Origin of the sequence: Olsenella sp. DNF00959 (genome assembly GCF_001553055.1) — a bacterium.
Taxonomy (GTDB): Bacteria; Actinomycetota; Coriobacteriia; order Coriobacteriales; family Atopobiaceae; genus Olsenella_I; species Olsenella_I phocaeensis.
In genome coordinates this window covers 329795-347998 of record NZ_KQ960128.1, presented here as the reverse complement: position 1 = coordinate 347998, position 18204 = coordinate 329795, and the positions used below count along the sequence as shown (strand labels likewise).

At 69.1% G+C, this 18204-nt stretch carries 12 protein-coding genes; 4 read left to right on the top strand and 8 right to left on the bottom strand.

All coding sequences use genetic code 11. From position 1 onward, the window contains the following. Nucleotides 1-36 precede the first annotated feature (36 nt). On the top strand, nt 37-3039 hold the full coding sequence (locus HMPREF1868_RS09600; protein WP_082719569.1) for a CotH kinase family protein: 3003 nt from the start codon (nt 37-39) through the stop codon (nt 3037-3039). A 119-nt stretch (nt 3040-3158) separates the two neighbouring features. On the opposite strand, the gene HMPREF1868_RS06455 is transcribed toward HMPREF1868_RS09600, so the two are convergent. The 5 genes from HMPREF1868_RS06455 to serC form a co-directional block, all read right to left on the bottom strand. After that, nucleotides 3159-5816 carry a tetratricopeptide repeat protein gene (locus HMPREF1868_RS06455; RefSeq protein WP_062531358.1) on the bottom strand — a complete coding sequence of 886 codons (2658 nt, stop codon included), beginning with the start codon at nt 5814-5816 and terminating at the stop codon, nt 3159-3161. Between the two features lie 105 nt (nt 5817-5921). Beyond that, complete coding sequence (locus HMPREF1868_RS06450) at nt 5922-7361, bottom strand: polysaccharide deacetylase family protein (RefSeq protein ID WP_062531357.1); 1440 nt, start codon at nt 7359-7361, stop codon at nt 5922-5924. Nucleotides 7362-7499: 138 nt separating this feature from the next. Next, nucleotides 7500-8756 (bottom strand): DUF1015 domain-containing protein, encoded by a 1257-nt coding sequence (locus tag HMPREF1868_RS06445; RefSeq protein WP_062531356.1) that lies wholly within the window; start codon nt 8754-8756, stop codon nt 7500-7502. Between the two features lie 45 nt (nt 8757-8801). Continuing rightward, nucleotides 8802-9989, bottom strand: a complete 1188-nt coding sequence (locus tag HMPREF1868_RS06440; RefSeq protein WP_062531355.1) for a phosphoglycerate dehydrogenase — start codon at nt 9987-9989, stop codon at nt 8802-8804. 74 nt (nt 9990-10063) lie between these two features. Then, a complete protein-coding gene (gene serC / locus HMPREF1868_RS06435; protein WP_062531354.1) occupies nt 10064-11164 on the bottom strand; it encodes a 3-phosphoserine/phosphohydroxythreonine transaminase in 1101 nt (366 codons plus the stop codon). Between the two features lie 190 nt (nt 11165-11354). Between serC and HMPREF1868_RS06430 the strand changes: the two genes are divergently transcribed. The 3 genes from HMPREF1868_RS06430 (at nt 11355) to HMPREF1868_RS06420 (ending at nt 14306) form a co-directional block, all read left to right on the top strand. Further along, entirely contained in the window at nt 11355-12056 is a 702-nt protein-coding gene (locus tag HMPREF1868_RS06430) for an HAD family hydrolase (RefSeq protein WP_009279031.1), read from the top strand. A 101-nt stretch (nt 12057-12157) separates the two neighbouring features. Next, nucleotides 12158-12547: a phasin family protein gene (locus HMPREF1868_RS06425; RefSeq protein WP_009279032.1), complete on the top strand. Its 390-nt coding sequence runs from the start codon at nt 12158-12160 to the stop codon at nt 12545-12547. Nucleotides 12548-12557: 10 nt separating this feature from the next. Next, on the top strand, nt 12558-14306 hold the full coding sequence (locus HMPREF1868_RS06420; RefSeq protein WP_009279033.1) for an ABC1 kinase family protein: 1749 nt from the start codon (nt 12558-12560) through the stop codon (nt 14304-14306). Nucleotides 14307-14691: 385 nt separating this feature from the next. Here HMPREF1868_RS06420 and pflA read toward each other — a convergent pair whose 3' ends face one another. From pflA to pflB, 3 genes are all read right to left on the bottom strand, one after another. Next, nucleotides 14692-15498, bottom strand: coding sequence for a pyruvate formate-lyase-activating protein (pflA, locus tag HMPREF1868_RS06415; RefSeq protein ID WP_062531353.1), 807 nt, complete (start codon nt 15496-15498; stop codon nt 14692-14694). 3 nt (nt 15499-15501) lie between these two features. Then, the gene (locus HMPREF1868_RS06410; protein WP_062531352.1) at nt 15502-15753 is read right to left on the bottom strand and encodes a glycine radical domain-containing protein; all 252 of its coding nucleotides are present in this window, start codon (nt 15751-15753) and stop codon (nt 15502-15504) included. A 62-nt stretch (nt 15754-15815) separates the two neighbouring features. After that, the gene (gene pflB / locus HMPREF1868_RS06405; protein ID WP_062531351.1) at nt 15816-17966 is read right to left on the bottom strand and encodes a formate C-acetyltransferase; all 2151 of its coding nucleotides are present in this window, start codon (nt 17964-17966) and stop codon (nt 15816-15818) included. Nucleotides 17967-18204 lie beyond the last annotated feature (238 nt).

Sequence of the window (18204 nt, the reverse complement as noted above, 5' to 3'; positions counted from 1 at the left end):
AGGTGTGGAAAATTTTTTGATCGAAAGGACCCCCACATGCGCTTAAAGGGTGCTCAGGGGCTTGCCTGCATCTCTGGTGCGATCCTTGCGGCGGCGCTGCTGCCCACGTCCCTCGCGTGTGCCGTCGAGCCGGCGACGCCACCGGCCTCGGGAGGCCTCGGCGAGGTCACGGCTTCCGCCCCCACGACGTCGGACGAGGAAGGGGGCGCAACGATTCCGGACGAGCTTGGCCGGCCCGACGGGCCTGAGGAGCCGGTCGCTTCCCCCCAGGGGGACGCGAAGGCATGGGATGGGGCGGGTGCGCCGGGCACGGCGGAGGATGCCGTGGTCCACGTGGCGCCCGTCCAGGAGGAAGGCCCCGCAGCCTCCGACGAGAAAGAAGCCCCCGCAGCCTCCGACGAGGGGGAAGGCCACGCAACCGAAGGCACTGCCCCCGAAGTGGCCGAGGGCGAGGCGGCGACAGCTCCCGAGGGGGGCGTCGTGGAGACGCGGCCCTCCGCTGCCCCCGAGCCGATGGAGGCCAAGGAGCCCGTCCTGATGGCGAGTGAGCTCGCCGCCCCTGCCACGAACTCCGGCAAGGCCAAGGCGACGTCGCGGGCAACGGCCACGGCGAAGTCGGCGAAGAAGGCGTCGACCGCGCCCGTCGCGCAGCCCTCCGCCAAGCAGGCTCTGGCCGAGGGGAAGGAGTCGACCCTTTCCTACGACGACGTGCACCGCCTCTACAACCCAAACAGCGGCGAGCACTTCTACACCACCTCGCCCAAGGAGCGCGACAACCTCGTGCACGTGGGCTGGTGCTACGAGGGCGTCGGCTGGATCGCGCCCAGGACGGGCCTCGACGTGTTCAGGCTCTACAACCCCAACGCCGGCGACCACCACTACACCCTGAGCGACGAGGAGCGCAGGACGCTCGTGCACGTGGGCTGGCGCTACGAGGGCGTGGGCTGGCATTCGGCAGGGAAGGGCGGCGTTCCCCTCCTGCGCGAGTACAACCCCAACGCGAAGGTGGGCGCGCACAACTTCACGGTTTCCAGGAACGAGGACTCCCACCTGACCTCCGTGGGATGGAATGGCGAGGGGGTCGCCTGGTATGGGGCGGCCACCTGCGCCGCGGCGTCGGTCGGCAGCGAGGGGGGCAGCCATGAGGTCCGCTCCACCCAGTTGGACGGCGGGAGCTACCTCTTCCTTCCCTCGCACGCGACGGACGAGACCGTCGTGCGCTTCACGGACTGGGCGGGAGACCTGCTGCGCCCCTACGTCCAGCAGGGCGGGAGGGAGTCGAGGGTCGATGGCCCCCTCACGCTCGCGGCGCTGAGGAGGCTGGGAAGCGCCAACGGCCAGGGGGACCTGTCCCTCTCGCTCAGGATGGCGCCCAGGCTGAGCCCCCAGAGCCTGACGATCATGCGCTCCGCCAGGATCGAGACCATCTACCTGTCGAGCGAGGACGCGAAGGCGAGGGGCCGTGCCTACGTCGAGGCCGACCCCAGGCACGAGCGCAAGGCGAAGGTGGTCGTGAGCGCGGTCGACGCCCGTGGTGGCGTGATATACGAGAGGGACGACGCGTCAAAGGGCAAGCTCTCGACCGTGAAGGGCAGGGGCAACTCGACCTGGGGCATCGGCAACAAGAAGCCGTACCAGGTCTCGCTCAGCAAGAAGGCGGACCTGCTCGCGACGGGCAACAAGGAGAACCAGTCCAAGAAGTGGGTGCTCCTCGCAAACGCCGCCGACCCCACGCTCATGCGCAGCAGCATAGCCTACGACCTTGCCCGTGAGCTGGGCATGCTGGGCGTGGAGTGCGCCCCGGTGGACCTGTACTACGACGGCGAGTACCGCGGCAGCTACCTCCTCACCGAGAAGGTCGACGTCGGGTCCGGCCGCGTGGACATCCACAAGCTCGAGGACGACTACAAGAAGGCAAACGAGGGCGTTGACCTCGACTCCCTCCCTGCCGCCATACGCAAGGGCGCAGGTGGCCTCGAGTACTCCTGCGTGCCGGGGGTGCGCGACCCCAAGGACCTGAGCGGCGGCTACCTGCTCGAGCTGGACGACGCCTGGCACAAGGGCGAGAAGAGCTGGTTCTCGACCCAGCATGGCCACTTCGTGCTGAAGAACCCCGAGGTGGCCTCGGAGAAGGCGGTGCTCCACGTGGCGGCCGCCATGCGCGAGGCCATGGCAAACGCCGACAAGGGGCGCTTCAACCTGAGTGACGGCTACTCCTTCGACCTCGACTCCCTCGCCAAGACCTACCTGCTGAACGAGCTCCTCAAGAACGTCGACGCATTTGGGACGTCGACCTACTGCTATCTCGACGCCGGGAGCAAGACCTTCGTCTGGGCCCCCGTCTGGGACTTCGACTCCTGCGGCGGCACCCGCACCGACCACTATGACTCGGAGTTCTCTCGTTATGAGGGCTTCAGCCTGATCAACGGGGCCTGGGTGCCCAGGATCGCGGCCGTGCGGAAGCGCATGGGGGAGGTCTATGGGGGCCAGCTCTCCCCGCTGGTCGACAAGGTCCTGCTGGGTGGCGGCTCCGCCCGGGGCGGGGAAGGGCAGTTGCGCTCCATCGCCTTCTATCGCGGCGAGCTTGCCGCCTCAGAGCGGATGAACGAGACCGTCTTCGGCATCACGCACTTCGATAACACGGTGAGGCCCTTCGACAGCTGGGCCGGGAACGTCGACTATCTGACGACCTGGGTCAGGAACAGGAACGACTGGCTGCGTGATGGCATCTCCCATGCCGGCTCGCCCAACGCGCCGTTCGTGTACCAGGGCTTCGACTACGGCATGGTCTTCGACTGCGAGTACTACCTGGCGTCCAACCCCGACCTGAGGGCTGCCTTCGGCGGGAGCCCCGAGGCGGCGCTCGCCCACTTCGCGGAGTCCGGCATGAGGGAGGGGAAAAGGTCGAGCCGCAACTTCGACGTGAGGGCCTACCGTGCCGCCAACCCCGACCTCGACCGGGCCTTTGGCAACGACCTCTCCCAGTACTACCGCCACTATTGCCAGCATGGCTTCAAGGAGGCGCGCCCCGTCCGCTAGGCTCTCCACTTCGGAGCCCAACGAGCAGCAGGCCCCTTGGCATGGCCTCGAAGCCCCCGCCCACCCCTTGGGATGGGCGGGGGCTTGCGTCGACGGATGCGCTCGGGGAAGGGACTCGGCTATGCGTCGGGAGCGTCCTCCAGGGAGCGCAGGATGCCCGTCAGCACGTCGCTCGGGTCGAAGCGGTTGAGGATGCTCACGAAGCTACGCGCCACGGGGAAGACCTCCGCGTCCACGGACGCGCGGGCGCAGTCCTGGAACGCCTTGCTCATCTCTGGGGTGGGCGCGAGGGGGATGTCGTTCTCCTCGAGGAGCGCCTCGGGGTCGCCCGCCTGGAACTGTCCCCCCAGGCCGACGAGCGCCAGGCCCTGAAGCCCCATGCCCTGCGCCTGGGCGAGCCTCGAGAGGTCGAGGCGGGGGAGGAGCCTTAGCAGGTGCCTCACGCAGGCCCCGGCGAGGGCGTGCTCCCCCCTCTGGCCCAGCAGCCAGGCAAGCGAGAGGTACGACCCCGCGATGCCCTCCGGGTCGTGCGCGAGCGCGAGCCCCTCCTTGAGGACCCTCTCGGCCGCCTCGGGCCCCTGGGCCTCGAGGGTCGCGCGTGCCAGGGCGAGCTGGGCGGAGCGGTCCAGGGGGGCGAGCTCCACCATCCGTCTCGCCTCGCGCAGCGCGTCCTCGCCCCTGCCCGCGGCGACGTGGCAGCCCGCGAGGAGCGCGTGGCACTCGAAGTAGGCGTCGGGCACGAGCATGAGCGAGACGCCGTCCCTGCCGTAGAGCCGGTTGTAGAGCGTGCGGTCGACGAAGTTGGCGAAGTAGCGCCAGACGACCCTGTCCGCGTCCTCGTAGCTGCCGGCCGCGTCGACGGGGGCCAACGCCGCCTCGCAGAGGGCCCGCGCCTCGTCGAAGCGGCCCTCCACCATGAGCTCCTGGCCCTTGGCCGACGCCCTGGTGAGCGCGTCCCCGTTCAGGAACTCGTCGCCCACGCTGATGGCGTCCTCCTCGAGCGAGCCGTCCACCAGCTTGGTGACACAGCGCTCCGCCGCGGACCTCACCAACGGGTCGGGGTCGTCGCCCGCCAGCTCGAGGATGGTCTTGACGTTCTTCTCGACCGAGCCGTCCTGGGAGGCGGGGACCAGCCTCCTCATGATGTCGAAGGCCAGGACGTTGCGCTTGTCCCCCTCCTCGATGGAGAGCCCGTAGACGCGCTCGCAGCCCAGGGCGCGGGCCACGGGCTTGCTGAGCCTGCGGGTGCTGAGCGAAGGCGGGAGGTGTCGCATGGGAGGGCAGAAGCGCCCCTCGGCGAGGCTGAACCCCTGCCGCACGGGACGGAGGACGCCGTCCTCCACGCGCATGACGGGGACGAAGGGACGGAAGCTGCGCTCGAGGTCGTCCAGGCGCTCGAGGTCGAGCCGCGCGAAGCGCCAGCGGTCGAAGTCGACCGAGATGTAGCAGCGATGCGTGCTCGCGCCGTTGACCACGCCGGCGAACCAGACGTGGAGGACCTTGGACGAGCTCCGGAAGGCCGCCGCGGCGAGGAGGATGGCAAGGCGCCTGGCATAGTCAGAGGCCGCCTGACGGCGCATCTGGCGGGTGCTGGGGACGACGCCGAGCCCGCTCACGAACATGGACGAGGGGAACACCGACTCCGGCGTGAGCTCGACCTGGATGGCGACGTTGCCGTCGGAGACGTTGCAGCGGAAGTCCGCCTCGAGCCGGTAGGGGAGCTGGAGGTTCTCGATCGCCGAGGAGATGGCCCTGCGCACCGTCCACTCGCCGTCGGGGAGCTCGCCCTCCTGGAGGGGCACGGGCTGGTCGAGGGGTGGCATCTGGGCGCAGATGGAGCTCGCCAGCTCGCGGTCGAGCTTGTAGCAGTCCTCGACGCTCACGCTGCCCGGCTCGTCGAAGTAGCTGGCCGCATAGCGGACTGAGTTGAGCGCCGCCTCGATGGCAAGCACGCGGAGCTTTGCCAGATAGGGAAGCTCCGGCTCTAGGATGCGCAGGTAGATGCCCTGGGTGGACGAGAGCACCGCGACGTCCACCTGTGGGAGGCGGATGTCCTTGGAGAAGAGCCCCGCCTCCTCGAGCCTGCGTGCCAGGTAGAGCTCGAGGCCCGAGGGACGTGCCACGACCTGCCCGTCCTCCCGCACGCGTGTCGTGCGGAAGGCGAGGGGGTCGAGGGCGTCGGGGGCCTCGGGGTCGCCTCCGTCGGGGAGGGGCGTCTCGTCGCCCCTCCCCTCGACTCGTGCCTGGCGCGTGCGTATGTCGCCCACCAGGGCCTTGAGGAGGCCGAGGGGGTCGGTCGTGGACGCGAGGGCCCGCGCGAGCGAGGGGTAGTCGAGCTCGGAGCGCAGGGCGTCTCCGCTGCCAGGCTCCCCGCTGCGCGCGTCGCCCGAACGACCCTCCTCCGGGGCTTTCGCGGCGTCGCTTCGGGCCATCGCCTGCTCCCAGGCGGGAGCCGCGGCCTCGATCGCGACCTCGCCGCCGACCTCGGGAGCGCTGACGACTGCGGTCATGACGGGGTCCCCGCCCTCCGCCTGCTCGCCCGTCCCGAGCCCGTTCGTCCGTGGGGACGTGGCAGGCGGCTCGTGCCTTCGTGCCGCGTAGGCGAAGAGGCCGAGCCCCAGTCCCGCCGCCGCGGCGCTGGTCGCGACCAGACCCCAGGCGAGGCTCTGCATGGCAAGCGCCTGATGTCCCGCGTAGGCGAGGCAGCCTGCGAGCGCGCTGGCGGGGATGGCCAGGAGCAGCCCTCGGGCGGACATGTTGTGGTGACGTCCCTGCATGGTTCTCCAAACGACGGGTCCCCTCCCCCGGTTTATACCCAGGGAAGGGGACCAGCTCGGCAATTCGCAACAAGGTCACGTCAGGGGCTGGCAGGGGTGCCAGGCCTAGGCGTCTCCCAGCTCGGTCGGCCAGACGCAGCCCTCGGGGAGGGTGGCGTTGCCAGACTTGATGTCGTCGGGGATGGAGCTGTCGGAGGCCAGGAGCTCGTTGATGGTGACGAGGGTGTAGCCCTGCCCCTGAAGGCTGCTGATGATGGTGGGGAGCGCCTCGACGTCCTGGTCGCGGTTGCCGCCGCCGTCGTGCATGAGGATAATCGAGCCCGGCGCGATGCCGTTCAGGGCGTTTGCCGCGATCTTGTCCGCGCCGGGCCTGCGCCAGTCCTCGGAGTCCTGGTTCCAGATGACCGAGCACGAGAGCAGTCCGCCGGACTTGAGCCAGGTGGACTCCTTGAAGGCGCCGTAGGGCGGGCGAATCACGGTGGTGCCCACGCCGTCGGTATCCCGGATGGCGTCGAAGGTCCTCTTGAGCTCGTCCCGGAGCGTCGCCTCGTCCAGGGTCGGGAGCTCCGGGTGGGTGTAGGAGTGCGACGCCACCTGGCTCCCCTGGGCGACGACCGCCTTCGACAGGTCGGGGTACGCCGCCACCTGGCTGCCCAGGTTGAAGAAGGTCGCCCTGGCGCCGTATTGGTTGAGGATGTCCAGGTAGCGCTGGGTGTACTCGCTGGGACCGTCGTCGAAGGTGAGGGCGACGAGCTTCTGGTCGTTGTCGGGCTTCACGTTGTGGAGCATGATGACGCAGTCCTGGACCTCGTCCACGGTGGTGTCTGCGGTCTCTCCCGAGGTGGTGCCGGTGCGGGTCTCGACCCTGCCGGGCCTGCCCCACTGCGACACGTAGGCAACGGCGCCGTAGCCGCCCTGCATGAGCAGCTTGGGCTGGACCTCCCTGGTCGTGGCGCTGTACTCCTCGCTGCGGTCGGCTCCGTCGCTGATCTGGATGTCGTCGCCCGCCTTGGCGCGGTATGAGCCGATCTGGTCCTGGTCGAGGTCCGCGCCGTTCACGCGGGCGGAGAGGGCGAAGCCCTTGCCCTGCTCGAGCACCTTGCCCGAGACCGAGACGAGGTTTCCGGCGTTGGGCGAGAGGGACGCGGCGTCCCTCACCTGCTCGAGGGTAGCCCCCCTCGTGACCTTCAGTCCCTGCCCGTTCACCTTGACCTGGACGGGCCTGCTGGTGGCGAACCAGACGCCGCCTCCTCCCAGCGCGGCCACGACGGCGAGCGCGATGGCGTTGCGGCGGGTGAGGTTGGGACCGCCGGGGGCGGCCGTGTCCCTGGGGCCGGCAAGGGGCCGGGAGCTGCGGTGGGCGCTCCCGTAGGTGGCGGTGGGGATGTAGTGGCTCGCTCCGGTGGAGGTCGCCGTGGGCTGCCGGCGGTGCTCGCCGTCGTGGCTCGTATGATGACTCTGCTGGGCGTGGGCCTGGCTGCCGCGGGCGAGGGAGTCCGCGTCCCTGCGGGTGGTTCCCTTGCGGGGGTGGGGAGTGCTGCTCATGGGACCGCTTCCGTTCTGCTGCGTTGGTGCCCTACATGTTCAATCAATCTAACACGCAGAGCCCGCGCCCCTCCCCGGATTCGGTCGTTTTGGGGCGATTGCATAGGGTGCATACGGGGCGGCGGCTCTGGCCGGAGGCTAGATCCGGCGGATGAGGAGCCCGCTCCTGAGCTTGGGCTCGAACCAGGTCGACTTGGGGGGCATGAGGCGTCCCGCGTCGCTCACGGCCATGAGCTCGCCCACCGAGGTGGGGAAGAGCGAGAAGGCCGCCCCACCCGCGCCGGCGAGCTCCTCGAGCCTGCCCGTCCCCTCGACCCCGCCGACGAAGCGGATGCGTTCGCTCGTGCGCGGGTCGTCGATGCCCAGGAGCGGCCCCAGGACGCGGTCCTGGAGTATGCCGGCGTCGAGCCGCGCCACGGGGTCACCCTCCGGGAGCGTCTCGGGGTCCCTGAGCCTGAGGCCGTGCCAGGAGCCTCCCACGAAGAGGCCGAACTCGTGCCGCGCGCCCGGGACCGCGAAGGAGGGGCCCTCTCCCATGAGGTCGAAGCCGGCCTGGTCGAGGCCCCGGAGGAGGTCCTCCGGCGTGAGTCCGGCGGTGTCGAACAGGACGCGGTCGTAGGGAAGCACCCTGAGCTGGCTCGCGGGGAAGAGCACCGAGAGGAAGAGGTCGTAGGGCCTCTCGTCGCCCTTGGCGCAGGCACCCTCGGGGCGCCCGTCGGCGCGCCTGCGCTCGAGGCTCAGATGGACGGCGCTGGCGGCGCGGTGATGGCCGTCGGCGATGTAGGCGCAGGGCACGGTCTGGAAGCAGGCGCGCAGGGCCTCCACGGCAGCGGGCCGCGCGATGCGCCACATGGTCTGGCGGACGCCCTCTCCGTCCGTGAAGTCGTAGAGGGGGCTCGCCTGCGCGGCGGCGCGGACGAGGACGTCGATGGCGTAGTTGTCGCGATAGCAGAGGAAGATCGGCCCCGTCTGGGCGCCCGTCGCGCGGATGTGCTCGATGCGGTCCGCCTCCTTGGCGGCGGTCGTGCCCTCGTGCCGGCGGATGGTCCCATCGAGGTACTCGTCCACGGCGCACGCGCAGGCTATGCCGGTCTGCGCGTGCCCGCCCTGCTCCAGGCGCCAGACGTAGTAGCAGGGGGTCGCGTCGCGCAGGAGCGTGCCGTCCTGCGCGCGCGCCCTGAGGAGCTCGGCCGCCTTGGCGTAGACCTCGGGGGCGTACATGTCCTGGTCGGGCGGGAAGGCGGTCTCGGGCCTGTCGATGGCGAGGAAGGAGTCGGGGTGCGCCTCGACGTACGCCGCGGCGGACCTGCGGTCGAAGACGTCGTAGGGAAGGCTCGCGAAGCTGGCGGCGCGCTCCGGCGTGGGCCGCAGGCAGCTCATGGGCTCGGCTCTCATCTGCATTCCTCCTTGCAGCTCGTCAGGCGGTGCCCGCGTGGGCCGCTAGGCCTGGGCCGGCCTGATCACCCTGATGCGGTACACGCCGGGGATGGCGCGCAGGCGGTCGTAGGTCTGGCGGTCGAGGGGGGAGTCGGTGTCCACCAACGTGTACGCGTGCGCGCCCCGCGAGGCGTTGCTCATGCGCTGGATGTTGGTGCCCGTGCCAGCGAGCGCGGCGGTGAGCTGGCCGATCATGTTGGGGACGTTGGCGTGGAGCGCCGCGAAGCGCCCCTGGCCCTGGCAGGGGCCCATGTCGCAGTCGGGGTAGTTGACGGAGTTCCTGATGGTGCCGTCCTCGAGGTACGCCTTCATCTCGCCCACGGCCATGCGGGCGCAGTTCTCCTCTGCCTCGTCGGTGCAGGCCCCCATGTGGGGCGTGATGAGGGTGCGGGGCATCCGGGTGGTCTTGGGGGTCGCGAAGTCGCAGACGAAGCAGCCGAGCTTGCCCGACTCGAGGGACCTGGCCACGCCGTCCTCGTCCACGATGTCCGCGCGGGCGTAGTTGAGGAGCATCGCGCCGTCCGCCATGAGGGAGACCTGCTCCTCTCCCAGCATGTGGACGGTGTCCTCCTTCGAGGGGACGTGCAGCGTCACGTAGTCGGCCCCCTGGCAGAGCTCCTCGAGGCTGTCCACCCGCTTGACCTCGCGAGAGAGCTGCCAGGCGTGCTCGACGGAGAGGTAGGGGTCATAGCCGTAGACGTCCAGACCCAGGTTGATGAGGGCGTTGGCGACCTTGGAGCCCACGGCGCCCAGGCCCACGACGCCGGCCTTGCGCCCGATGGCCTCGTGGCCCACGAAGGCCTTCTTGCTGCGCTCGCTCGCCCTCACGATGTCCGGGTCGCCGGCGTTGCTGCGCACCCAGTCGATGCCGCCCGCGGTGCCGCGGGAGTTGACCAGGATCATGCCCACGACGAGCTCCTTCACGGCGTTGGAGTTGCCGCCGGGCGAGTTGAACACCACGATGCCGCGCTTGGCGCACTCCTCGAGCGGGATGTTGTTCACGCCGGCGCCCGAGCGCGCGACGCAGCGCACGGAGGGGCCGAAGTCGATGCCGTGGATGTCGCTGGCCCGCACCAGGATCGCGTCCGCCTGGCTTATGTCGTCGGTCTTCTGGTATCCCTCGCCAAGCTCCGCCTCGCCGTCACGGGTGATCCTCTTGGCTATGTTGTCCATCACCTTCACGTAGCGCATGCCTTCTCCTTTGGTCTGCGACCTTCTCCTTGGTGGGGGCGCGGGACGCCCCGCAGGTGCCGGGCACGTCCCGGCTAGATGGGCCGCGTGCGCGGCAGGTGCCTCGCCTCGAAGTCGGACATGTACGCGAGGAGCGCGTCGACGGCCTCCTGGGGGACGGCGTTGTAGCAGCTCGCGCGCATGCCACCGGCGAGGCGGTGCCCCTTGAGGTTCACGATGCCCCTCTCGGCCGCCCCCGTCACGAACTCCCCGTCCAGCGCCTCGTCGCCCGTCCTGAAGCAGACGTTCGCGATGGAGCGGTGCCCGGGAAGGACGCTGGGCGAGAAGAGCGCGCTGTGGTCGAGGTAGTCGTAGAGTGGTCCGACCTTGGCGAGGTTGCGGGCCTCCATGGCCTCGAGCCCGCCCTGCTCCTCGACCCAGCGGAAGACCTTGCCGCACACGTAGATGCCCCAGCAGTTTGGCGTGTTGAGCATGGATCCCCTCTCCGCCTCGAGGCGAAAGTCCATGTAGCTGGGGCAGACGCCGAGCGCGGGCTCGTCCTGGACGAGGCCGTCGCGCACGATGACCACGGTGACGCCCGCGGGGCCGGCGTTCTTCTGCACGCCCGCGTAGACGAGGCCGAAGCGGCTCACGTCCAGGGGGAGCGAGAGGAAGCAGCTCGAGACGTCGGCCACGAGCGGCACGGAGCCCGCGTCGGGGAAGTCGCGCATCATGTTGCCGAATACGGTCTCGTTCTGGCAGATGTAGAGGTAGTCGAGGCCCTGGTCGAGCTCGGCGGGGAACGCCGGCACGCGGTCGAATCCCGTGGCCTCGCTCGTGGCGACGACCTCCGCCTCCCCATACCTGCGCGCCTCCTGCCAGGCCTTCTGCGACCAGTTGCCGCTCACCACGTAGCCCGCCCTGCCGTGGCGCATGAGGTTGAGGGGGACGCCCGCGAACTGGAGGGTCGCGCCGCCCTGGAGGAAGAGAATGTGGTAGTTGGCGGGGATGCCCATGACGCGCCTGAGCGTCGCCTCGGCGTCGTCGATGATGGACTGGTAGAGCGGGGAGCGGTGGCTCATCTCCATGACGGACATGCCTGACCCCCGGTAGTCGAGCATCTCTTCCGCGCACTCGCGCAGAACGGGCTCGGGAAGGGCCGCGGGACCCGCAGAGAAGTTGAAGACGCGTGCCATCTGTCCTCCAGACCTGGACGCCAACGTGCGCACTCAGAGCCATCGTAGCGCGCCCGGCAGATGTCGCGCCACGCGCGGCCCAAGGCGACGGCAGCTTGTAACCTTGCGTGATGGCGGGCGCGAGGGGGCAGGTTGGGGCGGCCCAGACGCTATCATGGACGGGCGAACACGAGGAGAAGGGAACGCGCCCATGCAGGATCAAGAGGCCAGGTCGGTGGGGACCGCCATGGGAGGGGCCACCCTCGCCGAGCGCGGATGTGTCCTTTTCGACTTCGACGGGACGCTCGCGGACTCCAAGCCCCTCATCGTGGGGACGGCCACCAGGGTGCTGCGCGACTTCGGCATCCCCGAGCGTGAGCTCGAACGTGCGGGCGAGCTCGTGGGCCCGCCCTTCCCCCAGGCATTCAGCCTGGTCTTTGGCCTCTCGGAGGGGGACGCCGAGGAGGTGACGCGCAGGTATCGGGAGATATACGAGTCCCTGGGGCCTGCCGCCTGGCCCGTCTTCGGGGGCATCCCCGAGCTCCTCGGGTCGCTGCGCGCCGCGGGCAAGAGGCTGGGAATCGTCTCGTCCAAGAGGACCCGCCTGCTCAGGAGGGCCGTGGCGGACAACGGCATCTCCGACCTCTTCGACGTCATCGGGGGAAAGGACGCCGACCACGGCATCTCGAAGGCGCAGACGATGAGGGACGTCCTGGGCAGGATGGGGCTCGCCGCCGCCGACGCCGTCATGGTGGGCGACAGGCACTACGACGTGGAGGCCGCCAGCGCCTGCGGCGTGCCCTGCGTGGGCGTGGTGCTGGGCGGCACCGGGACCGTCGAGGAGCTCGAGGGGGCGGGTGCCGTGGCCGTGGCGCGGAGCGTGGCGGAGCTGTGTGGCCTGCTCTTGGGATAGACCGTCCGTCGACGGGACGCGTCTTGCCCGTCGACGTCTTGGGTACAAGGGCGGCATGTTGGAGGGGCGCACGGGCGCCCCGCGGCCGAAAGGGGTTCGCAATGGCAGGGATCGACGATTTTGGCGAGGTCGTTCGCAAGGCGTTTCTGGCCGGCGTCGGCGCCGTCGCCCTGGGGGCCGAGAAGTCCCAGGGCATGATCGAGGACCTGGTCAAGAAGGGCGAGCTCACCGTCGAGCAGGGCAAGGCCCTGAACGAGGAGCTCAAGCACAAGGTGAGCCAGGCGTCGAACGACACATCCGACGCCCTGCTCAGGGCGAAGCTGCGGTCCATGAGCCCCGAGGAGCGCGCGTCATGGCTGGCGCATGCCCAGGAGGTCGCGGACGACCTCGACGCCCAGCGCGTCGAGGTCGAGGTCGAGTCCGAGGAGGTCGTCGAGGACGACGCCGAGGATGATGCCGAGGCCGGCGGGGAGCCGCAGGACGCCGAGTAGGAAGGTCCCCATGGCTCAGGGCGAGAGGGACCAAGGCACGCAGGTCAAGGGGGCCACGGGAGGCCGTGGCCCCCTTGACGGCTGGGGGCCCTCCGAAAAGGGACCGTGGGCTCCCGTGCGCGACGACACCATCGGCCTTCTGGGGGGATTTCCCGGCGACGCCCGGAGGTACCGCATCTCCCGCCTGAGCAAGGCCGCCCGCCTGCGCGAGATTCTGGCCATCGCGAGCCACTACGACATCCTCCACGGTCTCACGCCGGTCAGCTTCCGGCAGCTCCTCGAGGAGCTGGGCCCCACCTTCGTGAAGGCGGGGCAGATCCTCTCCATGAGGTCGGAGATACTCCCCGAGAGCTTCTGCCAGGAGCTGACGCGCCTCAGGACCGACGTGGAGCCCATGGATCGCGAGCTCGTGCTCCAGACGCTGCGCGCGGAGTACGAGACCCCCATCGAGGAGATCTTCGACGCCATAGACGACGTGCCGCTGGGCTCCGCCTCCGTGGCGCAGGTCCACAAGGCGCGGCTGGTCAGCGGGGAGACGGTGGCCATCAAGCTGCAGCGGCCCCACGTCCAGGAGATCATGGCGCAGGACATCTCGATCATGCGCTCGCTCGCGCGCCGCGCGCAGGGCCTCATGGGCGACGACCAGTTCCTCGACCTGCAATCCGTGGTGGACGAGCTCTGGCAGTCCTTCCGCGAGGAGACGGACTTCCTGGTGGAGGCCCACAGCCTCGAGGAGTTCCGCCGGAACAACGCGAGCTGCCGCTTCGTGGACTGCCCGCGGCCCTTCCCCAGGCTCTGCACCGAGCACGTCGTGGTGATGGACTACGTCGAGGGCATCCCCTTCGACGACCGCGAGGCGCTTCTCGCCCAGGGCTATGACCTGGAGGAGATAGGCACCAAGCTGGTCGACAACTACACTCAGCAGATGATCGACGACGGCTTCTTCCATGCGGACCCGCATCCCGGCAACCTCGTGGTGCGCGACGGGAAGATCGTCTACCTCGACCTGGGCATCATGGGAAGGCTCTCGTCCCACGACCGCTCCGCCATAGCAGACATGGTCTCTGCCGTCGCCGCCCGCGACAGCGCGGGCCTCAAGGCGGGGCTCCTGCGCTTCTCGGTGTCGGACCTGAGGGACGTCGACCACGCGAGCCTGCTCGCCGACCTCGACTCGATCATCGCGGACTTCGGCGAGGCGGACCTCGCGGAGCTGGACATCGGGGCCTTCCTCAACTCGCTCATAAGCATGGCGCGCAGGAACGGCATCGAGCTCCCCGGCACGGTCACCATGCTCGCGCGCTCCCTCGTCACCCTCGAGGGGACGGTGGACGGCTTCCTGCCGGACGCCAGCATGGTCGACATCGTGCGGGCCCACATCAAGGCCCACACCAGGCCACTCGACCTCGCCAAGGGCGAGCTGCGCTCGTATCTCCGGGAGTCCGCCTCGGCCTCGCACGGCCTGCTCAGGGCCGCGTCCCAGGCCGACACGGCCATGGAGATGCTCACCCGCGGCCAGCTGCGCATGAACCTCGACCTCCCCGGCACCGAGAACCCCATCAGCGACATGGCCCACGCCGCTGACCGCCTGACCATGGGCATCATCATCGCGGGCCTCTTCATAGGGTCCTCGGTGGTGTACTACGCGCGCATCCAGCCCGTCATCTTTGGCATACCGGTCATCGGCTTCGTGGGCTACGTGGTCGCCCTGGTGCTGGGGCTCTGGCTGGTGCGGCAGATCATGCGGGAGTCCAGGCGCTAGGCGGGAGGGCGCGACGTCACTCGCCCCCGTCCAAGTGCTAGCCTTGCGAGGTCCTGCTTCCCCGTGGCTAGGCTGTGGTCTGCATGTCATCCGTCGTCGTGCTCGTCTCCCAGATACTTGTCATGTTCCTCCTCGTGGGGGTCGGCTTCTGGCTCTACTCGGGCGCCGCGGGGCTGCTGGCGGCACTGGGGTTGCGTTCCTCTCGCGCGACGGGGGGTGCCAGTCGGGGCGGAGCCGGCGCTCCTCGCGCACGGTGGGGCTGCGACTCGTCCTGTACTGCCCTTCTTTTTGGGGGAGGGCCAGACACGCCGAGCAAAGGGCAGATCCAGCGGTCCGCGGACGCCGATGGATCACATGCTCTGTGGCGCAGCGAGCTCCGACGGACCTAGCGCACCCGCTCCGCCCTGCGCGCGGCGCGGGCCTCCATCACGATCGCCCTGAGCTCGGGCAGACGCGTGGGGTCCATTGCCGGCACGCCCTCGAGGCGGTAGGGAAGGTCGAGCCTCCCGTACTTATCCCTCCCCATGGTGTGGTAGGGGAGGAGGTCCAGGCCCACGACGTTGTCCCAGTTCCCCAGGAGCCTGCCCAGGCCCCTGAGCTCCTCCTCCACGTCGGTGATGCCAGGCACCACGACGTGCCGCACCACCGTGGGGATGCGCCTGCGCGCCAGCTCGTCGGCGAGCGCGAGGGGCGCCTCGGGCCCCGAGCCGCAGAGCCTGCGATGCCCTGCGGGGTCGCTGTGCTTGATGTCCAGGAGCACGAGGTCGCACTCGGCGAGCACGGGCGAGAAGGGCTCGGGACGCTTGGGGTCGAAGGTCGCCCCCGACGTGTCGAGGCAGCAGTGGATGCGGCCACGGGGGCTCCGGTGCGCCGCACGGAAGAGGTCCGCCACGAAGCGGGGCTGGGCCAGGGGCTCCCCTCCGCTCACGGTCATGCCGCCCCTCCGGTAGAAGGGGCGGTTCCTCTCGAAGCGCTCGAGGAGCTCGCCCACGCTGGCCTCGCTCCCGCCCGCGTAGTCCCAGCTGTCGGGGTTGTGGCAGTAGGCGCAGCGCAGGGGGCAGCCCTGGAGGAAGACGACCATGCGGCAGCCCGGTCCGTCCACCGTCCCCATGCTCTCGACGGAATGGACCCGCCCGCGGCTGGCGAGCGGGTCCGAGGCCTGGGGCAGCAGGGTCCTCTCGACCTCGTCCAAGGCCTAGAGCGCCTCGTGGAAGGTGCGGCCGATCACGTCGTCCTGCTGTTCGCGGGTGAGCGAGTTGAACTTCACCGCGTAGCCCGAGACGCGGATGGTGAGTTGTGGGTACCTCTCGGGGCGGGCCTGGGCGTCGAGGAGGGTCTCCTTGGTGAAGACGTTCACGTTGAGGTGGTGACCGCCCTCCTGCGCGTAGCCGTCGAGCAGCCCTACCAGGTTGTCCACCTGCTCCTCGGGGATGTCCGAGCACTTCATGGGAGTCCTTTCTTCGTGGTCTGTCGTGTGCGTTGGCTTGGGGCTCGCGGCGCCGCCTCGCCCTACGGACGGTCTGCCTGGCCCTCGCCGGCGGAGGCGTCGGCGGCGCAGGCGCAGTCGACGTGGGACTCAAGCGAGAAGTCGGCCTTGGAGAAGTCGATTCCCGCGATGTCCACGTCTCCCAGGTCGAGCTCGTCGGGCGAGAACATCACGCCCCCTCGCTTGCCCAGGGCGTCGGGAACGATGGAGAAGGTGTTGGAGATGCCGTCTTGGGCGTCCCGGAAGGGGAGCTTCGCCACGGACGCCAGCGAGGCGACCGCACCGTGGGTGTCCCTCCGGTGCATGGGGTTCGCGCCGGGCGCGAAGGGCTGCCCGGCCCTGCGTCCGTCCGGGGTGTTGCCCGTCGCGCTGCCGTAGACCACGTTGGAGGTGATGGTGAGGATCGAGGTCGTGGGGACGGCCCTGCGGTAGGTGTCGGTCTCGCGCACGTACTTCATGAACACCTCGACCACGTCATGGGCGATCTGGTCAACGCGGTCGTCGTCGTTTCCGTACTTGGGGAAGTCCCCCTCCACCTCGTAGTCGGTGACGAGGCCCGTCTGGTCGCGCAGCACGCGCACCTTGGCATACTTGATGGCGCTCAGCGAGTCCGCCACGACGGAGAGCCCGGCGATGCCCGTGGCGAACCAGCGATGCACGTGCTCGTCGTGCAGGGCCATCTGGAGCCGCTCGTAGCAGTACTTGTCGTGCATGTAGTGGATGATGTTGAGGGCGTTGACGTAGACGCCGGCGAGCCAGGCCATCATGTCGCGGTACTTCTCCACCACGTCGTCGTAGTCGAGGTACTCGCCCTCCACCGGACGGAACTTGGGGCCGATCTGCTCGCCCGTCTTCTCGTCGCGTCCGCCGTTGATGGCGTAGAGCAGGCACTTCGCGAGGTTCGCGCGGGCTCCGAAGAACTGCATCTCCTTGCCGATGCGCATCGAGCTCACGCAGCAGGCGATGGCGTAGTCGTCGCCGTGGTACACGCGCATGAGGTCGTCGTTCTCGTACTGGATGGAGCTGGTAGCGATGGAGATCCTGGCGCAGTAGCGCTTGAAAGGCTCGGGCAGGCGGGTGCTCCAGAGCACGGTGAGGTTGGGCTCGGGGCTGGTGCCCATGTTCTCGAGCGTGTGGAGGTAGCGGTAGCTCGTCTTGGTGACCATGGAGCGACCGTCCACGCCCATGCCGCCTATGGACTCCGTGACCCACTGGGGGTCGCCGGAGAAGAGCTCGTTGTACTCCGGGGTGCGCGCGAACTTGACCATGCGCAGCTTCATGACCAGGTGGTCAATGATCTCCTGCACCTGGGACTCGTCCAAGAGGCCCTGGGCCAGGTCCCTCTCGGCATAGACGTCGAGGAAGGCGGAGTTGCGCCCGATGGACATTGCCGCGCCGTTCTGCTCCTTGACGGCGGCGAGGTAGCCCATGTAGAGCCACTGGACAGCCTCCTGGAAGTCCTGGGCGGGGCGGCCCAGCTCCAGACCGTAGATGCGCCCGAGCTCCCTCAGCTCCTCGAGGGCGCGCGCCTGCTCGGCCAGCTCCTCGCGATGGCGTATCACGGCCTCCGTCATGTGCTTCTGGGTGCCCGCCTTCTCGGCCCTCTTCTCTGCGACGAGGAAGTCCACGCCATAGAGGGCGACGCGGCGGTAGTCGCCTATGATGCGCCCGCGCCCGTAGGCGTCGGGGAGCCCCGTGATGATGTGCGAGTGGCGGCAGGCGCGCATCTCGGGCGTGTAGACGTCGAAGACCCCGGCGTTGTGGGTCTTGCGGCGCTTGGTGTAGAAGTCGACGATCTGGGGGTCCACATGGTAGCCGTGGCTCTCGCAGGCGGCCACCGCCATGCGTATGCCGCCGTCCACCATGAGGGCGCGCTTGAGGGGGCGGTCGGTCTGCAGCCCCACGACCCTCTCGAGCGGGCGGTCTATGTAGCCGGGCCCGTGGCTCGTGATGGTGCTCACGACGTCGGTGTCCATGTCGAGCACGCCGTCGTGCGCGCGCTCCTCCTCGAAGAGGTCCATGACCTCGTCCCAGAGCCTCCTCGTGGCCTCGGTGGGCCCTGCGAGGAACGACTCGTCGCCGTCGTAGGGCGTGTAGTTCCTCTGGATGAAGTCCCTGACGTCCACGTGGCGCTCCCAGTTGCCGCCGACGAAGCCTTCCCATGCCTTCTGCATCGCACGCTCCCAAGGGTCCGTTTGCGGGCGTCTCCTGCGGCGCCCGCACTGTTAGCTCTATCTAACCTACCAGAGTCCTTTGCGAGGGGTGAGACCCAGTCTAAACCAGTCCATCTGGGATTAGCACAACATATTGTTATTTAATTTCTGTGAAACACCACATATTGCATATAAATTAAACCAATTGCTTCAGAAGCAGATGAGGGGGAGAGAGGCGTCCCCTTCGATCCTCCCTCGT

Excerpts from the sequence above, each read along its gene's own strand:
- HMPREF1868_RS09600 (WP_082719569.1), top strand. The coding sequence starts at position 37 with ATGCGCTTAAAGGGTGCTCAGGGGCTTGCCTGCATCTCTGGTGCGATC.
- HMPREF1868_RS06455 (WP_062531358.1), bottom strand. The coding sequence starts at position 5,816 with ATGCAGGGACGTCACCACAACATGTCCGCCCGAGGGCTGCTCCTGGCC.
- HMPREF1868_RS06450 (WP_062531357.1), bottom strand. The coding sequence starts at position 7,361 with ATGAGCAGCACTCCCCACCCCCGCAAGGGAACCACCCGCAGGGACGCG.
- HMPREF1868_RS06445 (WP_062531356.1), bottom strand. The coding sequence starts at position 8,756 with ATGAGAGCCGAGCCCATGAGCTGCCTGCGGCCCACGCCGGAGCGCGCC.
- HMPREF1868_RS06440 (WP_062531355.1), bottom strand. The coding sequence starts at position 9,989 with ATGCGCTACGTGAAGGTGATGGACAACATAGCCAAGAGGATCACCCGT.
- serC (WP_062531354.1), bottom strand. The coding sequence starts at position 11,164 with ATGGCACGCGTCTTCAACTTCTCTGCGGGTCCCGCGGCCCTTCCCGAG.
- HMPREF1868_RS06430 (WP_009279031.1), top strand. The coding sequence starts at position 11,355 with ATGCAGGATCAAGAGGCCAGGTCGGTGGGGACCGCCATGGGAGGGGCC.
- HMPREF1868_RS06425 (WP_009279032.1), top strand. The coding sequence starts at position 12,158 with ATGGCAGGGATCGACGATTTTGGCGAGGTCGTTCGCAAGGCGTTTCTG.
- HMPREF1868_RS06420 (WP_009279033.1), top strand. The coding sequence starts at position 12,558 with ATGGCTCAGGGCGAGAGGGACCAAGGCACGCAGGTCAAGGGGGCCACG.
- HMPREF1868_RS06410 (WP_062531352.1), bottom strand. The coding sequence starts at position 15,753 with ATGAAGTGCTCGGACATCCCCGAGGAGCAGGTGGACAACCTGGTAGGG.
- pflB (WP_062531351.1), bottom strand. The coding sequence starts at position 17,966 with ATGCAGAAGGCATGGGAAGGCTTCGTCGGCGGCAACTGGGAGCGCCAC.